Raw genomic sequence first — 23,537 nt, forward strand, 5'->3', positions numbered from 1 at the left:
CGGTAATCAATTATTAATTTCTTGTGCATAGTCAGAAAAGATGCCTTTCTGAGGTTATACTGGGTGATCTAACAGAATCAGAAAGGCTTCTTTTTCAAATATTGGTTTCGTCTGGTAGATTGTTTTTCGTACATTTATGAAAAATTCCTAAACATGAAAGGATACATATGAATATGATTCAGGTTGCTGAAGTTACAAAAGAGTATAAACAAAATACAGCGTTAAATATGAATATGATTCAAGTTGCTGAGGTTACAAAAAGGTATAAACAAAATACGGCGTTAAATCATTTTTCGTTAAATATTAATGAAGGCGAAATTTATGGTTTACTGGGCCCGAATGGTGCTGGAAAAACCACTTTAATAAATTGTATAACTGGACTCGTCAAAATGGATGAAGGAAATATTTTAATTAACAACATTGATTTTAGTAAACATCCAATTGCAGCCAAAAAACAAATTGGAGTCGTTCCCCAGGATATTGCTGTCATTCCAGAGTTAAGTGCCTATGAAAATTGTAAATTTATGGGTGAACTATATGGATTAAGGGGGAAAGAATTAAAAGATAGAGTGAAAGAGGCATTTGATTTTGTTAATCTTTGGGATCGCAGAAAGGAAAAACCGGGAAATTTCTCTGGTGGGATGAAACGTAGATTAAATATTGCAATGGCGATTGTAAATCGTCCTAAAATCTTAATCATGGATGAACCGACTGTAGGGGTAGACCCACAATCACGAAATTATATTCTTGAATCTGTACAAACCTTAAATAATGAAGGAATGACGATTATCTACACCTCACATTATATGGAAGAGGTACAAAAAATCAGTTCTCGAGTTGGAATTGTAGACCTTGGACAATTAGTGGCAGAAGGTACAGTGGAAGAACTGATAGACCAAGTTCATTCAGAGGACATTATTAAGATATCCATTCATCACTTGGAAGATGAAAAGGTATTAGAAGGCTTAAAAGAGATTAAGGGAATTAGAGATTATCATCTTGAGGATGCGAATAACATTACGGTCTTTTCACAAAAAGGGAGTGAAAATTTACAAAGAATCATCGAATTACTAAATCAATTCGGTATTCGTTTTGAAACGATTAACGTCGTTCAACCAACATTAGAGCATGTATTCCTTACATTAACAGGGAAGAAATTAAGAGATTAGGAGGTGGCTTAAAATTGAAATTTCTATCGATATTAAAGTATACAATGATCGGCAATCTTAGGGATTTTAAATCGATTTTGAGCTATATCCTCTTCCCTATTATTTTAATCATGATATTGGGTAGTGCATTAAGCGCTGCTTTTGCACCTACGAATATTGGGGATATTCAAGTGGTTGTAACAAATGAGGACGATGGCGAAACCGGGGATAAAATCATTGAATTCCTCGAGGATGATGAATTTGTCGATTTCCTCCATTTAACAAAAAATGATAATTTAGAGGATGCTAAAAGTGAAGTAAATGAAGGGAATCAAGATGTTCTTGTTTATATTAACAAAGATTACTCACAGAAATTAGAAGATTCCGAGAAAAATAGTGTGGAAATCATGAGCATTAATGAGTCTGATTATAAGGTGACCATTGTTAATCAAATTCTTGAGTCTTATATCTCTGGGTTAAATACGGTATTTACCTCTTTAGAGTATGATCCAACAAATCCTTCCTATGAAATGGTTGATTTAGTGGATGAACAGCCGATTACGGTCGAGGGAAATCTACCGCAGGCCATTGATTTTTACGTTGTGACCATTCTCGTTATGGTATTGATGTATGGAACGGCTGTTAGTGCAAAAGAATTTGAAAACAATCTCAAAGGTGAAATGGGGAGAAGAATTCGAACTGCACCACTTCGGTCGTCAACCGTCTTGCTATCGAAATTAGCAGCGTCTGTCGTAATTGTATTTATTCAGGGGACGATTGTTGCTGCCATAAGCAAATATGCATTTGGTGCTAATTTGGGTGATGATCCAATGTTTGTCTTATCGATTATTCTCCTCGGGGCTATTCTTGGTTGTGGCTTAGGTATCCTTGTTTGTTTACTCGTTGACGATCCTGAAAAGGTTGGAGGAGTTTTAACGATTTTAGTACCCGTTATGACTTTCTTATCTGGAGGCTTTATAGGTGGGAGCTTCATGGGAATTGAAAAAGTGATGCCTAATTATTACCTGCAAAATGCTTTATTTAACAATATTTATGGTTCTGGAAGTGTAAATATGTCTCTTGCCTATATTTTCATCTATATCCTAATTATTTTGATATTAGCTCTTATTATAGGAAGGAGAAGAACAGCATGGTAATTGTAAAAAATAATTTTAAAAGGTTATTTAAAAACAAATTGAACTGGGTTTGGTTTATTATCCTGCCAGTCATTTTATTAGGTATGTTGATTCAAGGAACGGTCTCATCTAATACATTTCGGGTAGCGGTTGTAGATTTGGATCAAACCGAGTATACAGAATTATTAAAGGGAAATATTCGTGAAATGGCTGAGGTTCATCCATATAACGAAGAAGAAATGAAGGATGCTGTATTAAACAGCGAGGTTGATTATGGAATACTGATCGAGAAGGGTCTTACTGATTCATTAGTTGATGGGGAGGAAGCCTCTATTAAAGGCTACAGTATTAAGGAATCTAACATTTCAATCCCGGTGAAACTTAATATTGAGAGTTTCCTCAGTAGTTCTATCCATCTGGGAAAAGTAACGAGCAATGAGAATGACTTTTACAATGCTTTAGATACATATAATGAGGGATTTGTAGATGTAGAAAATGTAAACATCAATGAAGAAAGTAACAATATCGGAACCTTAAGTTTATCTGTTGGGGTTTTAGCTCTATGTATATTACTCATGATGACATTTTCAACGACTTTAATTATTAAGGATAAAGATTCGAATATGTACCAAAGATGTTTGACTTCTCCAATTTCAAGTTTTAACTACCATTTTCAACATCTAATCAGCTATTTTCTTGTCTCGATTATTCAAATCGTCTTATTACTGATGGTGATGGGCTATATTATTGACATTGATCTAAGTCCATATTTACTAGAGTTGCTTATTTTATTTTTTGCATTCTCATTAAGTGGAGTAGCACTTGGAATTGCTGTAACAAGTTTTTGTAGAACGTCTAAGCAAGCCAATGCAATCATAGGTGTTCTGGTCATTCCTATGAGTATGTTAGGTGGAAGTTTATGGGATCGTAGCATCATGCCTGAGTCCTTACAGCAAGTTAGTTTATTTGTTCCTACTACCTGGTTAGTAGAAGGAGCTAGGAAATTATTTGAAGGGAGCAATTTAATGGAACTCCTTCCAAATGTAGGGATTCTTTTAGCTTTTACGGTTGTTTTCTTTATGATTGGACAAATAGTCGTTGCTTTTTCACCTAAAACAGTCAAATAATTTTTCGGACGGAGGGAATCATGACTAATTCTCAAGATATGTTGATGTATATTTCCAACTTGGTTAAGGAGAAAAAAATAGATAAAGAACTAGGCAAAGAAATTTATAAACACTATTTAGAGCAAACAGAGGATGAAGTAGCTGTAATCGGAATGGGGTGTAAAACCCCTCAATCTGATAACTATGAAGATTTCTGGTCAATGATCCTTAATAAGGAAACATTGATTTCAATGTGCCCAAGAGAGCGCATCGATTTGGTGAAAGGCATGATTTATCGGGAGGGTGGCGAAGATGAGAGTCTGTATCATAAGGGCTCTTTCTTCCGTGATCTTGATCAACTTGATTACAGCATGTTCAATTTATCTAAAGAGGATGCTTCTTTAATGGATCCAGCGCAGCGGATGATGCTTAGAGTCGCTTTTCGAACGTTAGAAGATGCTGGCTATTTAGGTGAAAAACGGCTAAATAACAAAAGCGTTGGTGTGTATGTAGGTCATAATTTTACTTCATCGCTGTTGATTCACTATCTTGCCTATTTTGGAGCTGATAATTTTGAAGCTTTACTTTTAAACTGGACAAGTGGTTTTGCTGCTAGAATTTCTCATGTTTTTGACTTGAAGGGTCCATCCTTAACAATTGATAATGCCTGTACCTCTTCTTCAACAGCCATTTTAAATGCATGTCATGCGATTAAATATGGAGAATGCGAAATGGCACTTGCTGGTGGAGTGAGTATTTTATTAGTTCCATCTAATCGGATAAGTCTGGACTGGGTCTTTAATCATGACAATACCATTATTACGAAGGGATACGGTGAGAATCCCGGAGGATGTTATCTTGGCGAAGGTGCAGGGATGATCATGCTTAAGTCATTAAAAGCAGCGATTCGTGATGGAGATCAAATACACGGAATTTTGAAAGGTGGAAGCCAAAGTAATAACGGTTTGAACGGTGACTTTAATAAGAATAGTGCAGAAGACATTACGGATCTAATCATAAAGGGTTTACAGGATGCCAAGGTTCATGTAAAAAATATTCAATATGTTGAAGGGGAAGGATATGCCGAAAAACTAGAAGAGGCACTGGAGATTTCTGGGATAAGCAATGCCTTTAAGAAATTTACCAATCAAAAGCAATATAGTGCATTAGGTACTGTCAGCGCCAATATCGGTTATACACAAGCAGCGGCTGGTATATTTAGTGGGATTAAAGCATTAATGAGCTTAAAAAACAGTACGATTCCACCAGTATATAAATATGATAGACCGAGCAAACTCGTTAATTTAACGAATACTCCTTTTTATATTAATGATCTCTCCCGAAACTGGGAAACAGAAGAGGGAGAACAACGCTGTGCATTAACGGTTTCTACTAGTTTCGGAGGGTTAAATGTAGCTTTAATCTATCAAGAAGCACCCGAATTGGAGAAGTCTAGAAGTAGTGTAGATCGTCCGCAACTGTGGGTTTTAAGTGCAAGATCAGAATACTCTTTAAGAAGTACGATTCAAAAGTGGATTCAGTTTCTTCCAGAAACACATGAATCGTTACAGGATATTTGTTTTACGACTTTAACAGGAAGAGAACATTACTTCCCCTATCGATTAGCGATTGTAGCAAATTCGAAGGAAGAATTATTAGACAAACTGATTCAATTTGCTAATGACTCTTCTCCTAATCATCAAGTCTACTATGGATCAGGTTTAGTTAAAAAATCTACAAGTTTAAGAAAAATGGATGAGTTTAAAGCACAACAGGAATTAGCTGATGATAATTTGAATGAATTAGGAAGATTGTACAGCCAGGGCGTAACGATTCCTTTTCAACCATTATTTCATAACACACCAAGCAGAATTTGTTCCGTTCCTCAATATGTTTTTGACGAAACATCCTGTTGGGCACAATTGACTTAATTTTTTAAGGATCAGGGGTGACGACTTGAATTATTTAATTTTCATTTCAAAGATATGTATGCAAATCGGAGCCATCCTATTTTTATCAGGTTTGTTTATGTATATCTTTAAATATACTAAATTATTTTCTTTGGTTGGGGATATTTGGTTAAGTCATAAAAGTACAATTATTCTCATCCCGATTACTACCTTTTTACTAATGAGTATTTTTGTCGGTGTAGTGTTAAAGGTTGCCAGCTTCATCATGAACCAATTGTAAGATTTACACTTTACATGAAAAGAGGTGAAATACGTAATTCTATTTTACGTATACATATGATTAAAGTCTTTTGTTTACCTTATGCGGGATCATCCGGAACAAATTATTTAAAGTTTATCAAACTATTTTCCGATCATATTCAGTTAATTCCTTTAGAACTACCGGGGCGTGGTGTCCGCTTCAAGGAGGATCTCGTTTATTCCATTAGTGACATGGTGGATAGTGTTTATCCGCAGATCATAGAGGAACTAGAGGATTGTTCAACCTATGCAATTTGGGGACACAGTATGGGTGGATTAATTGCATTCGAACTGATTCAACAATTGTTAAGTGACGAGGGAATTAAGATAAAACCAAGTCATGCCTTTTTCACTGGGTGTAAACCACCACAACGCCGTACGGAAAAGGAAGGAATTGCTGATTTAACTTTGGAGGAGTTCAAGCAAAGAGTATTAGCCTATGGTTTAGTGAACACATCTTTAGTATTTGAGGATCCTAATCTTTCGAACATATTTATTCCGATTATGAGATCAGATTTTATTGCTGTTGATCGCTATGAATTTAATAAGAATTTACCTCTTTTAAATATCAATATCACCTCAATGACCGGAACTCAAGATCCGAGTATGACATTAGATGATTGTTATGCATGGCAGGAATTAACGACTGGAGTCAATTATGTTCATCATTTTAATGGAAATCATTTTTTTATCTTTGATGATGTCGAAAAAATTGCTTCTATCATCGAAAAAACATTGCAAAAAGAAACACTTGTGAATGTATAGGCTCTTTTTATGTGAAATTTTGAAGAGCTTGTTTAGGAGGATATTATGATACAACGTGATGTAAGAGGTAGTATTACCTATAATCAAAATATTTTAAGTCAATATGATGAATTAAATCAATATCATATTAAAAGCCCAGAAATAAGAGTAGTACATGAATATTTTGAAGAGCAAGTTAGAAAACATCCTCATCATATTGCGGTTAAAAAGAATTCAGTAGTTCTTACTTATGATCAATTAAATAGACGAGCAAATCAGGTAGCGCATGCTCTAAGAAAGCGCGAGTTTGCAAAGGAATCCATTATTGCCATCTATATGAATTTTGATATTTCTTATATCGTTAGCATCATTGGAATATTGAAGGCAGGATATACCTATTTACCTTTAGATCGGGAATTTCCAATCCACAGAATTAAGAAAATGTTGGATATAGCTAATGCTAGTCTCATTATGATTAACGATTATGATGATGGAGGCTTACTTCCAGCAAACGTTCCAGTTATAGAATTTGAGGAAACGGTATTAGAGTCAGAAGAGAATGTAGACAATGTCAATTCTCCAGAGGATTTAGCTTATATCATGTTCACTTCAGGAACAACAGGTGAACCAAAGGGAGTGATGATTCCACATAAAGGCATCTTGCCATTAGTTAAAAATAACAGTTCCCTCCCTATCACAAAAAAAGGTTGCTTTTTACAAACTAGTTCCTTTACCTTCGATGTGTCTGTTTTTGAAATGTGGGGAGGACTTCTTAATGAAATGACTTTAGTCATGACAGAAAAAAAGGATTTATTAGATGCGGATGTCATGAGGAGAATGATTGAAGGTGAAAAGATTACAGAAATGTATCTATCATCAGCACTCTTTTCGGAATTAGCACGACAAAATCCTGCGATTTTTCATAGTATTACAACCCTTTTTGTTGCAGGAGATATCTTATCTGTACAAAGCTCAAAAAAAGTTCTAGAAGCCTGCCCGCATTTAAAACTTATTAATGCATATGGTCCCACGGAAAATACTGCTTTATGTACAAGTTATCATGTAGAACATGATCATAATCGGTCCAGTATCCCGATTGGAAGACCGGTTGATCACTGTGCTATTTACGTAGTTAATGAGGAAAATCACCTTTTGCCTTTTGGAGAGAAAGGAGAACTCTGTGTAGGTGGGCAAGGCTTAACTAGAGGCTATATGAATCGAGAGGAATTAAACCAATCTCGGTTTTTAAATGGACCCCATATGGAAGAAGTGGTTTATAAAACGGGTGATATTGTAGAAGTTCTTATGGATGGAAATATCCGCTTTTACGGTAGAGTAGATAAACAAGTGAAGATAAGGGGATTTCGGATCGAAATGGAAGAAATCGAAGGATTTATTCGTAATATTCCTGATGTTACAGAAGCCAAAGTTGTGGTTGGATCCGATCTACTTGAAAATAAAACCTTAATTGCTTATCTACAAAGCAATAGAAAAATTACAAGTAAAGAAGTAAGAGAATTTTTAAGCCTTTATCTTCCTAATTATGCGATTCCAGGACGAATAAAACAAGTTCTAAACTTTCCACTAAATAGTAATGGGAAAATTGATATAAAGCAATTAGAAAAGATGAATCATGAAGAAGTCCCTTCTGAGTTAAACTTAACAGAGGATGAAAAAAAGTTACTCGCAATTTTTCAAGACCATTTACGGACAACCGAGATCAGTATGGAGGATGATTTTTTTCATTTAGGAGGTAACTCATTACAGGTCAATTCTGTAATCAATGCAATTGAACGAATTTTTGGTGTCAGAATTTCCATTAATGACTTTTATTCCCATTCAAAGATCCAACAACTCATTGAGTTCATACATATTGCAGCTCCGAAAAAGCAAGGAATCCTCCTAAAAGGGCAGAGTGCAAATGATCGTTATCAGCTTTCTGCTCCACAAAAAAGAGTTTATGCTGCAAACCATTTGATGAAAGGTCAAACGAACTATAATATTCCCTATGCCTTTCTATTAAAGGGAAAAGTAGATAGGAGCAAGTTGCAAACAGCATTAAACCAAATTTTGGCAGAACATGAAACATTAAGGTCAACATTTTTCATGATAGATCAAAAGGTTTTCCAAAAAGTCAATCAGGATATGTCAGTCTTTATCAAACAGACTAGTTTGAAAAAACTGGATGAGATTGGACAAAAATTAGACGAGTTTATACAACCCTTTGACCTAGAAAAGGGTCCTTTACTAAGAGTGGAATGCTGTGACATACAGGAGGATCAGACACTTCTTTTGTTTGATTTTCATCATCTAATATTTGATGGTTATTCAGAATCTTTATTCTTTCATCAACTTTCCGATTATTACAATCATCAAGGAATTGAAAGTGAGCCAAATGAGTTTCAATATATTCATTATGTTGATTGGCAAAATCAATATCAAAACTCTAGCAATTATCAAGAAAATCAATCTTTTTGGGAAAAATATTTAACAAATGGTGTAAATCGACTGCAATTAATAGAAGATATAAAATCAAATCAAAGTTACGGATTTAAAAAAATAGAATCAATTAATATACAGCCGACTACACAACAAGAGATAGAGACCTTCTGTAAAAAAAATAAAATGACTCTATTTTCATTTCTACTAAATGCTTATGGGATTCTATTGAGAAAGGTTTATCGACAAAATCAATTTTTGATTGGTACCGTTTCAGCTGGTCGAGTACACGCTGAGTTTGAGGATATCATCGGTATGTTTGTAAATACTCTTCCGTTTGTTGTGAATATTCCAGCTGAAAAAACAGTTATACAGCACTTAAAGGATGAACAATTAACGATTAATGAGATGTTAAACCATCAAAATTTTCAATTTGAAGACATGCTGAAACTAATTGATTTTTCTAATACAGACAGCATACATCCTTTATTTGACACAATCTTTATTATGGAAAATATGGAACCTGCTCCATTTAAAATTAATGGGAAAAAGGTGCAACGTTTAAATATCAATGTTCCACAGACCATGTACGATTTGGCCTTTGTAGTCAATATGAATGAGGGAACGCTGCAGTTCAGTATGGAATATAACGGGGACAAATTTAGAGAAACAACAATTCAACAATTACTAAAGGGATTTTTTCAGTTATTGAATGAAATGATTCAAGACAGCAGTCAACCTTTAGGAAGTTTAAAAATCACTTCACCTGAAGAGGAAAGGATTATCCTGGAAAAATTTAATCCAACCCGCATAAAAGAAATGAAACAGATGAGCATGATCCCTGCATTCAAAGAAATAGTAGCCAAGTATCCCGATAAGGTGGCTTTAAAATATCAAGGTGTAGATTTAACTTATCGTGAGTTGGACGAAGTTAGTGATCGAATAGCGATTCAATTGCAAGATCTTCACGTTAGTCAGGGAACAAGTGCCGGGATCTTTTTAAAAAATAGAATGAAGCAAATTATTTCCATGCTTGCTATTCTAAAAGTGGGTGGCAATTACGTACCTATCGACCAGGAATATCCTGAACAGCGTATCAAGTATATGCTTGAGAAGAGTGGCATGCGAAGCGTTATTTCAGATGAAGGAAATAACCATATATTCATAAGTAAGGATGTAAAGGTCTTTGATTACACAGGACCCGTTCAGTTTATTCAAAAAATGACTAAAGACAAGGTTCCCTTTAAGATCACAGAACAACCTGGAGAAGAACTGGCTTATATTCTCTTTACTTCAGGAACAACTGGCCAGCCAAAAGGAGTCTGTATTAAGCATAAAAATATACTCCGATTGGTCAAAGGTGAAACATTTATGAAGCTAGATGAACACCAGACTTTTTTACAAACATGCAATATTGTTTTCGATGTTTCTACACTAGAGATTTGGGGATCGCTCTTAAACGGAGGAACTTTACAATTAACCGATAAAGACGATATTTTGGATATTTATAGAATGGAAAAAATGATAAAAGAATCAAATGTGACAAGTATGTGGCTTACGACTCCATTGTTCAATGAATTAGCTGGGCAGAATCCAAAGATTTTTAGACCACTGAAAACCCTTATTATCGGGGGAGATACATTATCAGTTAACTTTGTTAATCGTGTTCGACGAAATTGCCCAGATTTACAGATGATTAACGGATATGGTCCAACGGAAGCGACCACATTGGCCACTACTTATACAATCCATACTGAACATACTCTACAGGTTCCGATTGGGAAACCAATACCTGAAACATCAATCTATATTTTAGATGAATCTAAGAACTTATTACCTATTGGGGCGGTTGGAGAAATTTATATTGGTGGGAATGGAAATGGACTTGGATATATAAAGGATAACAAACAAACGATGGAAAAATTCCTCCCTAATCCTTTTGGGCTCCCAGGTACGATCTATAAAACGGGAGATCTTGGTAGATGGAACGAGAAAGGGGAGATTGAATTTTTTGGTAGGCAGGATCATCAGGTGAAAATTAGAGGTTACCGTATTGAACTTAAGGAAATCGAAAAAGTAGTGAATGAGCATCCGCAAGTTTCACAAGCTGTCATCCGAATTATTAATTCCCAGAGTAAAAAGAAAATAGTCTGTTATTATGTGGGGTTAAATACGAGCAGTAAAGGATTACATGATTATTTAGCTACTAAAGTACCGCAATACATGATTCCTGTACATTGGATTTCTATTCCTAAGATTCCATTAACGGTTAATGGAAAAGTAGATGAGAGGGAACTAGAAAAAATATTTAATCGAATGAAAGTCGAAGTAGAAGAAATGCAGGAAGGTTACGTGGCCCCAAGAACAGAGGAAGAAAGTAAAATTACAGAAATATGGCAAGATGTCCTTGGGATCAAACAGGTTGGGATTACCGATGATTTCTTCGACCTTGGTGGAGATTCGATAAAAGCAATCCAATTAAGCTATCGGCTAAGAAAATTAATGATCGATATGGATGTATCTAGCATTCTCAAACATCGTACGATTAAAAATCTCTCTTTTTATATCAAATATTTGAATGAAGGATTTGATCAAAAAAAGATTACAGGAGAGGTTGAATTAACACCCATCCAACATTGGTTTTTAAATCAAGTACCTAACGAGCAGAACCATTTTAACCAGTCTATGTTTTTACGTACGAAGACTCGCTTAAGTAAGGAACTAATTTGCCGTGCCTTTGATGTCATAATTGAACAACATGATATGCTAAGAGCCACTTTTGATTTTGATCAACAATTAGATGCTCAAGAAATTCAAGAATCAGGAAAGTATCAATTTATGGAATTCGATCTAGCCAATAGGACGGATGCTGAATCATTTATTCTAGCAGAAGCGAATAAATTCCAAAGAAGTTTAGATTTAAAAACGGGGAATCTTGTGAACATCGTTTTATTCCATGATCAAGAAGAAGATCATCTTCTACTCATTGCACATCATCTGGTCATTGATTATGTGTCATGGAGAATATTAATAGTGGATTTAACAACTGCAATCCAACAACAATTAGCTGACCGAGAAATCGTATTAGATGAAAAAACGGACAGTTATCAAAAGTATGCAGAAGTTCTAGGTTCTTTTTACCAGGACAATAGAAAGATTCTAAAAGAACTACAAAAAGCAGAAGAAAAGTCTAGTCTAATTTTACCGGTTCAATCAAGACAAAGACGTCATTATGCCTATTCGAGTCGCCAAAAAGTAGTCTATTTAAACGAAGAAGAAAGTAATCATTTGCTCTATAGGGCTCATCAAGCTTTTAATACCCGTGTGTTAGATATCTTAACGATGGCATTAGGCATGACCTTTGGAAAATATACAATGAATGATGAGGTTCCTATTTATCTAGAAGCGCATGGCCGAGATCATGTTCAATTAGACCTAAATTTATCCCATACAATCGGATGGTTTACAAATATTTATCCTGTCTATCTTTCTAAAGAAAATAATAATGATTTAAGTATGTTTGTTAAAGAAAATAAAGAAAACATTCGTAAAGGATCAGATTATAAACTTTTGTCTCAAGCACATTTAAACGAATTAGGTTTTGCTTCAGAAAGTGAACATACCATTTGTTTAAATTATCTGGGACAGTTAGAAGATGATATAAACAATGACCTCTTTTCTTTATCACCTTACTCTGCAGGGGATGAATTTACAGGATGGTTTATAAGACCAACGATTGATATGACGATTGAAGTTAAAAATAAAAAATTTGTTATTTATCTAGATTACAGTACAGAACAATTTACAGAAGCTTGGATCGATGAGATTGCTTTAGAATATGTTTCTAATCTAAAACGTATTATTCATTATTGTTGTAACCATGAAGTACGGGAATTAACACCGAGTGATTTGTCTGCTGATGGAATTGATCAAAGTACCTTAGATCAAATATATGCTGCATTAGAGTAGAGGATTCTTTCGCATGAAACTTTTGATTTTAGCAAAAGGGGTAAGATTTTAATGAATAAGAAGAATGTAAAAGATATAAGGCTATTAAACTTTGGTCAAAAAGGTATCTTAATTGAGTCTATTTTGAATGAGAATAATTCTGCATATATCCAGCAATTACGTTATACGATTCGTGGAGAGTTGGATATTCCGACGATGAAAAAGAGTTGTCAAACGCTAATAGATAAATATGATTCACTTCGGAGCAAAATTCTATATAAGAATTTAGAAAATCCTGTTCAAGTGATTTTTGCGAAAAAAACGGTTGAGTTTGAGTATTCAGAAGTGACGAGTGACTCCCTTGATCATGAACAGCAGGTCAATCAATTCATGATACAAGATAAAAAATGGATTGACATTGATTCTCATCATGCACTTATCCATTTTAGAGTGGTAAAAACGAAGCATGAGCAATTCGAATTGATCATCACGTTCCATCATATTATTCTAGATGGTTGGAGTTTAGCCATTATTGTGAAGGATTTATGGTCCTTTTATGGAAAGTTGCAAAGAGATGAATTCATTCAAGAAACAGAAGAATTTAATGTAAGTGACTATAATCATTGGCTAAAAAAGGCACAAAGGCATCAGGCAGGATTTGATTGGAAAGCATATTTTGGACAGTTTTTGCAAGAACCTGTTATGGGTACAAGAAGAAATGATCTTAATGAAAATCAGTTCCATGAAGGTAAACACAGAATTCAGACATCAGACAATTTTTACGAAAAGGTAAAAGAATTGGCAAAGACATTTGGAGTCAGTATTAGTACTTTTGTAAATACTGTTTGGGCTATCGTTTTATCAAAAGTGAATCAGTCCAATCAAGTCATATTTGGCTCAGTATTTTCAGGTCGGTCCCCAGAGGTCGAACATATTGATGATGCGGTGGGAATGTTTATATTAACGCTTCCATTATGTGTTCAAGTAGATAAAAATCAAAGAGTAGGGGAGTTGTTCCAGCATATCAGTCAATTAATGACCTATATGCTGGAATCACCAATGGGAGTACTCCAAGACTACCAAGGCTCAAAGCAAAATAGAATACATCAAATTGTAGCATTTGAAAATTATCCTTTATCTGATGAATTGCTATCCAATGGTGAGATAATATCAGGCTTAGAAATAATCGATATTCAATACAAGGGACATTCCAATTATCATTTGAGTATCTCCCTAACACCAATGAAAAATACCACTTTGGATATAGATGTATCTTACAATTCGAACACGTATACAATTAATGAGATTACGACTTTACTAGATTGTTTTCAGCATATTGTTAATCAGCTAGCATCTAACCAGAAAGTTCGGATTCGAGATATTTCTCTATTGGATTACTCTGAACGTCAACTTTTAAAAACTGATTTAGAAACTGAAGAAAATCATGAAACAATTGTCGATCGATTTGTGAAAACAGCTAATATCTATCATGACGCTATCGCATTAAATGATGGCAATCAAAAGCTTAGTTACGGTGAGCTTGATCAATGGGGCTCAGCCCTTGCAAATCAATTACTGATGAATGATATACAGGGTAATGAAATAGTAGGAATTATTAGTTCCCGGAATAATACCATCCTTGCCGCTATGCTAGGCGTATTAAAAGCAGGTGCTGCTTATCTTCTAATTGATTCAGATTTTTCATTAGAGCGGGCAAAACAATATTTAAAGGACAGTCAGGTTTCGTTCCTGTTACTGGATGATGAAAGTTTAATAGAAAAACTTAATGATGGCAATAACTATCAATGCTTACCAATTCGCATGAGTAAAGAAGAATGTGAAAAACAGGCGAAACTTTATAAAGCGCCAGATATAAATCCAGAGGATTTAGCTTATATCATTTATACGTCGGGAAGTACGGGAGCTCCTAAAGGGGTTATGATTAGTCATCGTAATGTCTTACATTTAATGAATGGTTTACAGGAAACGATCTTGAAGCGCTATGAAGACGAACGACTGAATATTTGTGTGGTAGCCTCTTTTATGTTTGATGCTTCCGTTAAACAAATATATATGGCTTTATTAAATGGACATCAGCTCATTATTCCGACAAATGAGGATCGGGTTAACCCTACTAGGTTACTTGAAATTTTCACTGAGTATCAGGTTGATCTTACTGATGGAACACCAACCTTGGTCAGTTTGATTTTGCAACAAATGGGTGATCAAGACTGGATTCCAGTCAAAGAAATGATTATCGGCGGCGAAATTCTGACAGCAGCCCTTGCAAAAGAAATCATGGCACGCTCTGCTTATCCGAATTTTACGTTAACCAATGTTTATGGTCCTAGCGAATGCACGGTTGATACAACGGTTTATCAGATCAATCGCAACAGCCCGCTTATTCATGATAGTGTTCCAATTGGTATGCCTTTGCCAAATACAAAGGTATATGTATTGGATCCTGATGGACATCCTCTCCCGCCTAATATAATCGGAGAGCTTTATATTGGTGGACCTGGTGTTGGTTTAGGCTATATCAATAATAGAAGAGAAACAAGCAAGCATTTTAAGAAATCTTTTTTAGTGGATGGCAGTATCCTTTATAAATCAGGTGATTTAGTAAAGAGTTTAGATGATGGAAATTTATTGTTTATTGGTCGGTCGGATAACCAGATTAAGTTAAATGGCTACCGAATTGAATTAGGAGAGGTTACGAATCGAATATTGAAGCATCCAACCGTACAAGATGCTGTTGTTCAAGTGAAAAAGAATGCAGCCGGAAATGATATTTTATGTGCGTATGTTATTCCAAATAAAAAGGAAACCTTTCAACACGATCAATTAAATCAATACTTGCGGAAAAACCTTGCAGAATATATGATTCCTCAAGTCATTTTAGAGTTGAAAGCATTCCCGATTACATCAAATGGGAAAATTAATTATAAAGAATTGCCAGGTATTATGGATGTTTTGATATCTGAGGGGAATTTACATTCTTTGACAAAACCTGAAACAGCCTTGCAACAAGAATTAGTTGAACTCTATAAAGAGGTTCTCAACCTTCATGAAATTGGGGTGGATCAACACTTCTTCAAAATGGGTGGAAGTTCATTAGATATTATTAAATTAACAAGTATGATCCAAAAGGAGCTAAATGTTTCATTCTCGCCTAGGGCAATATTAGAATATCCAACCATCCGTGAATTAGCTCAGTATATTGAAAATGAAAATATAATGAAAGTGGATAAATTGGAGAAAGTGTCACCGCAGTTACAATTTCCTGCATCATCACAACAACAGCGAATTTTCGTTCAATATTTACAAGAAAATCAAACTGAGGCATACCATATCCAAGAAATCATTAAAGTGGATTCTAGTATCCCATTGCAGGAAATTGAAACGGCTCTATTTACTATTATTTCAAGACACGAAAGCCTGCGTACGAACTTCTATATGGAAAGTGGAAATATTATTCAAAAGATTCATGAGCAAATCGATTTTAAATGGATCGTAAAACAAGCAGATTCTATAGAAGAACAAGATGTATTAGGAGAATTGAATCTATTAAAACAACCCTATGATTTAACAAATGATTGTTTATTCAGAATAAAATTGATGGTCCATCCAGTGAGTAACTTTTTACTCCTTGATTTTCATCATATTATTATGGATGGCGAGTCAATCCAACTATTCATGGAAGAATTAGATGCCTTATTAAATCGTAAAGAATTAGGACCCATTGATTATCAATATGTTGATTATACAAATGAGCAGCTAAAAGGTGTTCAGACATCAGAACATACTAAGAATGAACAATTTTGGCTGACTACACTAGAGGATTATCAATATACGGGGATCCCTACGGATTATGATGGTAATGATTCTCCAGCAGTCAGTAAAGGGAAATATTGCTCTATTCGAATTGACCAACCGTTATATGATCAAATCGTTCAATTTGGGAAAAGCAATGAAGTAAGTCTCAACATGTTTTTATTTAGTGTATTTCATATTTGGACTGCGAAATATTTACATCAAGAAGATATTACAATTGGGACCGTGTCATCTAACCGAAATCATCCTAACCTTCTAAGAACAATGGGAATGTTTGTAAACACCTTACTTATTCGTTCGAATCCAAGTCAGGAAAAGAATTATGTAAGCTATTTAAATGAGTTCAGAAGTATGATGATCGATGTATTGAAACATGAAGACTATCAGTTTGAACACTTGAATCAGCTTCTGAGATCTAGAAATAATGAAGGAAAACATTCAGTATGTTCGATGTTATTTGTGTTTGAGGATCGGACTAATCATAGTTTTAATTCTGGAAAGCTACAAAGAATTCCCGTTTATTTAGATGAAGCGGATGCGAAGTTCGATCTTACAATATACTGTACAGTTGAACAAGATGGAATCCAGGTTAGAATGGAATACAATGTGAACAAATATAAAGAGACAACCATTCAATCCATCCTTAAAGGGTATGTGACTTTAATAAAAGAAGTTCTAAAAAACTGGAATCTGCCAATTAGGAAACTCAAAATCATCACTCCAGAAGAAGAAAAAATGATTTTAGAGGAGTATAATCCTATTCAACTAAAAAACAGGGAAAATGAAAGTCTCATACTTACCTTCAAAAACATGGTAAGTAAATTCCCTGATAAGACGGCATTAAGTTATCGTGATCAAAACATTACTTATAGACAGTTAGATCGGTTAAGTGATCATTTAGCGGGACAACTACACCGTAATAAGGTTCAACTGAGAACTAGTACTGGAATTTACATGAAGAATAAAATGAAGCAGATCATTTGTATGCTGGCCATTCTTAAAGCTGGGGGAAGATATGTACCCATTGAGATGGAGTATCCTGACAAGCGGGTCCGGTATATGATTGAAAAAAGCAATATTCAAGTGATTATTACGGATGAATTAATAGAGTCCAAACAAGAGCTCTTTCAGGATATTACATTACTGGATTACCAGGAACAAATGGTCCTTTCGATTATGGAGTATGAGCCAGTTGAATTACCGAAAGAATTGGAACATCCAGGTGAAGAAATCGCTTATATTCTCTTTACATCTGGAACGACTGGCAAACCAAAAGGGGTTAGCATTAAGCATCAAAATATTCTTCGTCTTGTTAAAGAGCAAACCTTTATGAGCCTAGATGAACATCAGACCTTTTTACAAACGAGTAGTATCGCATTTGATGCGTCTACATTAGAAATTTGGGGAACTCTATTAAATGGTGGTTCACTGCGTTTAACCGAGAAAGAAGAGATTTTGGATGTAGTAAAATTGGAGCGGCTGATTAAGGAACATCACATTACTGCTATGTGGCTAACATCTCCTTTATTTAATGAGTTAGCTCAGCAAAATGAATCTGTATTTACACCATTAAGTACCTTGCTTGTAGGTGGGGACGTATTATCCGTCCACTTTATTAATAAAGTAAAAAAGGCCTGTCCAGATTTGCAAATGGTGAATGGCTATGGACCAACTGAATGTACGACCTTTGCTGCCGCATATCCCATTCAAACTGAACAAAGTGGGAACATACCGATTGGTAAGCCCATCTCAGAAACAGCCATCTATATTTTAGATGAGGGAATGAATGTCTTACCTGTTGGAGCAATAGGAGAAATTTATATAGCTGGAAATGGAACGGGACTAGGGTATATAAATGATGAAGAGTTGACGAAGGAAAAATTCGTAAACAATCCGTTTGAATTAACAGATAAGATGTATCGTACCGGCGATTTAGGCAGGTGGAATGAAAAAGGTGAAGTTGAGTTTTTCGGCAGAAAAGATGATCAAGTCAAAATAAGAGGTTACCGAATAGAGCCAAAGGAAATTGAGAATATTCTAGGTAAACACCCAAATATGGAACATCTAGTAATTGTGGTTAAGAAGGAGAATGAGCATAAACAAATTGTTTGTTATTTCGTTGGTCATGACCTTACAAGTAATCAAATCAAAACTTTTGCAGAAGAACAATTGCCGCATTATATGATTCCAACTCATTGGATTCCTGTCAGCAGGATTCCGTTAACAGCCAATGGTAAAGTGGATTACCAAGAGCTAGATAAAGAGTTTGTGAATGTTAATAAAGAATTTCAAGATAACTTCGTAGCACCAAGAACGAATATAGAACAAGAGGCTTGTGAAATATGGCAACAAGTATTGGGAGTCAAGCGGGTTGGAATCACAGATGATTTCTTTCATTTAGGTGGAGATTCCTTAACAGGGATGAAAATCATCTCTGCTATGAATCATGCATTTAAAAGGAAATGGAGCATCGGAGAATTATTTAGCAGACCGACGATTCAATTATTGTTTGGAAATAATGATGATCAGCCAAAACCTGAAAAAGTCACACATAAAAAAGTGAATAAAGAGATCTTCTACCCTGTTAATTCCAAGCAAAGAAATTTATATATGCTTTCTTTAATGTACCCAGAATCGGTTGTTTACAATGTAACATGGGCTTATAGAGTAACAGGAGATTTAGATATTCAGAGAATGCAAAAGGCAATGGATCGATTAGTACAAAGACATGAGCTTTTGAGAACAAGGTTTTATTTTAACGAAGAGACATTAGTACTCAAGGTGTTAGATCAACAGTCGATTCCAATCATGTATCAAGAACTGCCGTGGGATCATGGATCGATTGGACAGCTTATCAAAACATTGCAAAGACCTTTCCAAATCGATGGAGGATCATTATTTAGGTTTGAAATGGTCAAATCTACAATAACGGGAGAGTTTCTTGTTATTTTTGATGCCCATCACAGCATTATTGATGGATATTCTACCCATATATTTATGAAAGAATTATTTTCATACTATAAAGGTGAAGATCCTGAGTATCAAGCTGTTCAATTTCATTCCTTTTCGGAAAATAAGGATACTCATTCTAGAAAAGAAGAAATCTGTGAAGTCCAAGAAGGGGAGAAAGACACATATCCTGTACTCAATCTATTTACTGATTATTTAAGGACCCCTATTCAAGATTTTGAAGGGGCAGCTCTTTCTTTTAAACTGCCAAAGGAAACGGCTCAGAAAATCAGAAGGCTAGCAAAAAAGAAACATTTGACTTTATATAATATTTTCTTAAGTATCCTTTCTACCCAACTTTATAAATATACGCAGCAAAATGAATTTATGGTTGGTGTCTTTACTGCGGGAAGAAAGAATGAAGATTCCTACAAAAGCTTAGGAATGTTTGTGAATACTGTTCCATTAAAGATATCCATTACTTCAGATGCAGAATTTGAATGGTTAGTTCAACAAATACAGAATAGGATGCTATACACATTGGAGAGTAATGATCAACTTTATGAAACGATGGTAAAAGAGAATCTTGAGCATCGAGATGTAAGTCATAATCCGTTATTTGATGTTAGCTTTTCTTATTTCAAAGAACAAAAAGATATCGTTTCTTTGGAGAATACAGAGTGGAAAAAGCTAGAGATTCCAACGACGACAGCAAAATTTGACTTAAGTTTTGATATTGAGGAGTCTAGTGAAGATATTACTCTATTTATTAACTATCGTACTAATCTTTATAAAGAATCAACCATCCATCGATTTGGAAATCACTTTTTACAATTAATTAAAACAATTGCAGAAGAGCCTAATCAAAAAATTGGACAGATGAACATGATTAGCGATGTGGAAAAAGCACAGTTATTTAATTTTAGTAAAGGAAAGAAAAGAGAAAATCTGTTTGGTAAAAAGTCATTTCGGGAACAATTCGAAACGATTGTAAGTCAGTTTGGCAATGAAGTTGCGTTAGTAGAGGGATCAACAATCTTCACTTATCAAGAGTTATACGAGGTAACGAAGGTTATTTCATGTAACCTAAGACAGCAGAGCTTGAAAAAGGATGAGATTGTAGCGGTAATTAGTAAAGCAAGGATAGAATCAGTTGCGACCTATTTAGCGATCTTATTAAATGGACAGGCCTATCTCCCAATTGATCCAGATACACCAAAGGATCGTATAGAGTATATGATTGAAAATAGCTCCGCAAGGCTTGTAATTTCAGATTTATATAATTTAGAGATACTAGAAGATCATGTAACATGTAAAAGCTTTGAGGATTTGATGGTAGTGGATTCAACAATAGATCCTATACTTAGTAACTTTATCGAGATTCAAGAGAATCAGCTAGCCTACGTGATTTATACATCCGGATCGACAGGCTTGCCAAAAGGCGTCATGATTGAGCATCATTCGCTTTTGAATTTATGTAGCTGGCATATACAAGAGTTCCAAATTACAGAACAAACAAAGACAATCAAATATGCGAATGTTGGTTTTGATGCATCTGTCTGGGAGCTATTCCCTTATTTGTTAAGTGGGGCCGAGATACATCTCATTCCTGAAGACATTAAGTTAGATTTGCAAAAATTAAATCAATATTTTGAAGAACAGGATATCGATATTGCTTTTCTTCCAACCCCTGTCTGTGAGTCTTTTATGAATGAGAATAATACATCGTTAAAATACTTATTAACAGGTGGAGGGAAGCTATCAAGATTTAAACCACAAAGATACCAGTTAATTAACAATTATGGTCCTTCCGAAAATGCGGTCGTTGCAACAAGTTATTTGGTTGATCAGCCTTGTATGAATATCCCGATCGGAAAGCCTATCGATCATTGTGATGTATTTATTTTAAATGAATCGAAACAATTGCAGCCAATTGGGGTTGAAGGAGATCTCTATATTGCTGGTGAATCATTGGCGAGGGGGTACCTTAATCAGGAATCTTTAACAAATGAGGTCTTTCTACCACATCTCTTTGATTCTAGTCAAAGAATGTATTTGACGGGCGATCGTGGCAAATGGACGGACGATGGAAATATTGAATTTACAGGTAGAAATGATGACCAAGTTAAAATAAGAGGGAATCGGGTAGAGTTAGCAGAAATCAATCATATGATATTGAATAGTCAATTGGTTAAAGAATCGATTGTTATGGTTTTTAACGATCAACAGGAGAACACCTTGCTCTGTGCTTATGTTATTCCGGAAAACCATTATGATCTTGAGCTTTTATTTGCTCACTTAAGTGATAAACTACCGAGTTATATGATTCCTAGTTTTATAACAGAATTAGAGGAGTTTCCATTAACGGATAACGGCAAGATCGATCGAAAAAAATTACCCCATCCGTTGCAAAATGCCGTGAATGAAGACGAGATTCGAGTACCAGAATCAGAAATTCAGAAACAACTGACAGATATTTGGAAAAAAGAACTAGGGGTTCAATCACTTGGTATCAATCAAAATTTCTTTTCTCTAGGTATAGATTCCATTAAAGCCATGAACGTTCTTCAAATTCTAAAAAGAAAAGTAGTAAGAGATCTACAATTATTAGATATTTACAAATATCCAACCATTGAAAAGATGGAAAATAGAATCCGATTTTATCAGCAAAATCAAGTAGAGTCTGAGGAAATAAATAAAAATCAGGAAAATTCGCAAACATTCACAAAGATTGAAGCGACTGAACAACAAAAAAGCATGTTTGTAGCTTCATTATTTGATCGTGACTCGATTGTGTATAACACACCAATGGCACTTAGAATTAAAGGAACCTTATGTAGAAAAGAAATGATCGATGCTTGTAAAAAAGTAATGGAACGACATTCTATTTTAAAGACCGTTTTTATAGCTGAAGGATCAAATCTATATCAGGAATACAACAAGCAATCAGAGTTACCTTTACATTTTTGGACAGTAAAAGAAGAGGAACTGATGGCAAAATTGCAGGAGTTGACTATACCTTTTGAGTTATTAGGAGAATTATTATATACGATCCACTTCATTGAAATTAAAAATAGTCAAGACTTTGTGTTATTTATCAACATGCATCATATGATTGGCGATGGTGTATCGATGAATAAATTATTTAGAGATATATGGTTTTATTATGAAGGGAAGAAACTGCCAGAAATCAGTGTAAGTAATTACGATTATCTTAAAAGCCAAAAGGATTTTAAAAACAGTAAAGGATATCAAAAACAGAGAAAATTTTGGCTAGATTATTTAAAACCTCCATTACACGAATTGAATATTGGTAATGGCCAATCAATGAATTCAAGAGGAAGAACAATGGAATTTGAAATGGATATTTCTTTAATCCATGATTTGAAGGAACTAGCAAAATCAAAACATACGACACTTTTTGTCGTTTTATTGGCTGCCTATTTTATACTTCTAAACCGCATTACAAAACAAGAAGATTTAATTGTTGGCTTTGCGGATTCTGGCAGGCATCATTTTGGAATTGAAGAGAGTATTGGGAGTTTTGTCAATACACTACCTATTCGGATGAAAATCGAAACAACTGAGAGCTTTGACCAGTTTTTATCAAGAGTAAAGGACAGTTACTTAAACATACAGCAAAATAAGGACTATCCTTTTTCCAATATGATACAGGATGTTGTCAGTAGTAACGATCATAGTGACCAGCCGATCTTCCAAACCCTTTTTCAATTACAGAATTTTGATAAAGAATATCAAGCAACTAATTTCGAAGTAGAGATAATTGACCTGCCTGTTGATCATGCTAAATATTCCCTGTCATTTTTTGTTAATGTTGATGATCATTCATGTAATTTATCAATCAATTATCGAGAAACACTATTCTCCGATCAAGAAATCTATAGATTATTTGAAACTTATCATTCTTTTTTAGAAGAACTCGTAAAGGATGATAATAGTAAGAATGATCGTCGCATAAACAATCATTTAGTCAGACATTCATAATAAAATGGAGCTAACGTG

At 34.7% G+C, this 23,537-nt stretch carries 8 protein-coding genes; all 8 read left to right on the forward strand.

The window, feature by feature from the left end:
* The first annotated feature begins 227 nt into the window (after nucleotides 1-227).
* Genes Q5760_RS03565 through Q5760_RS03600 form a run of 8 tightly spaced genes read left to right on the forward strand, consistent with a single transcriptional unit; the run spans nucleotide 228 to nucleotide 23,519 of the window.
* The gene (locus tag Q5760_RS03565; RefSeq protein ID WP_428912485.1) at nucleotides 228-1,169 is read left to right on the forward strand and encodes an ABC transporter ATP-binding protein; all 942 of its coding nucleotides are present in this window, start codon (nucleotides 228-230) and stop codon (nucleotides 1,167-1,169) included.
* A gap of 14 nt (nucleotides 1,170-1,183) precedes the next feature.
* On the forward strand, nucleotides 1,184-2,305 hold the full coding sequence (locus Q5760_RS03570) for an ABC transporter permease (RefSeq protein ID WP_428910877.1): 1,122 nt from the start codon (nucleotides 1,184-1,186) through the stop codon (nucleotides 2,303-2,305).
* Nucleotides 2,299-3,411, forward strand: coding sequence for an ABC transporter permease (locus Q5760_RS03575; protein ID WP_428910878.1), 1,113 nt, complete (start codon nucleotides 2,299-2,301; stop codon nucleotides 3,409-3,411). Before Q5760_RS03570 ends, Q5760_RS03575 begins: the two co-directional genes overlap by 7 nt.
* A gap of 20 nt (nucleotides 3,412-3,431) precedes the next feature.
* Nucleotides 3,432-5,321 carry a beta-ketoacyl synthase N-terminal-like domain-containing protein gene (locus Q5760_RS03580; protein ID WP_428910879.1) on the forward strand — a complete coding sequence of 630 codons (1,890 nt, stop codon included), beginning with the start codon at nucleotides 3,432-3,434 and terminating at the stop codon, nucleotides 5,319-5,321.
* A 25-nt stretch (nucleotides 5,322-5,346) separates the two neighbouring features.
* The gene (locus Q5760_RS03585) at nucleotides 5,347-5,580 is read left to right on the forward strand and encodes a DUF2905 family protein (RefSeq protein WP_428910880.1); all 234 of its coding nucleotides are present in this window, start codon (nucleotides 5,347-5,349) and stop codon (nucleotides 5,578-5,580) included.
* Nucleotides 5,581-5,636: 56 nt separating this feature from the next.
* Nucleotides 5,637-6,365: a thioesterase II family protein gene (locus Q5760_RS03590; protein WP_428910881.1), complete on the forward strand. Its 729-nt coding sequence runs from the start codon at nucleotides 5,637-5,639 to the stop codon at nucleotides 6,363-6,365.
* Nucleotides 6,366-6,410: 45 nt separating this feature from the next.
* Nucleotides 6,411-12,752: an amino acid adenylation domain-containing protein gene (locus Q5760_RS03595; protein ID WP_428910882.1), complete on the forward strand. Its 6,342-nt coding sequence runs from the start codon at nucleotides 6,411-6,413 to the stop codon at nucleotides 12,750-12,752.
* A gap of 51 nt (nucleotides 12,753-12,803) precedes the next feature.
* Nucleotides 12,804-23,519, forward strand: a complete 10,716-nt coding sequence (locus tag Q5760_RS03600; protein WP_428910883.1) for an amino acid adenylation domain-containing protein — start codon at nucleotides 12,804-12,806, stop codon at nucleotides 23,517-23,519.
* The last annotated feature ends 18 nt before the right edge of the window (nucleotides 23,520-23,537 follow it).

The sequence above is a fragment of the Niallia sp. Kr1 genome, assembly GCF_050389805.1.
Classification (GTDB): Bacteria; Bacillota; Bacilli; order Bacillales; family Cytobacillaceae; genus Bacillus_BD.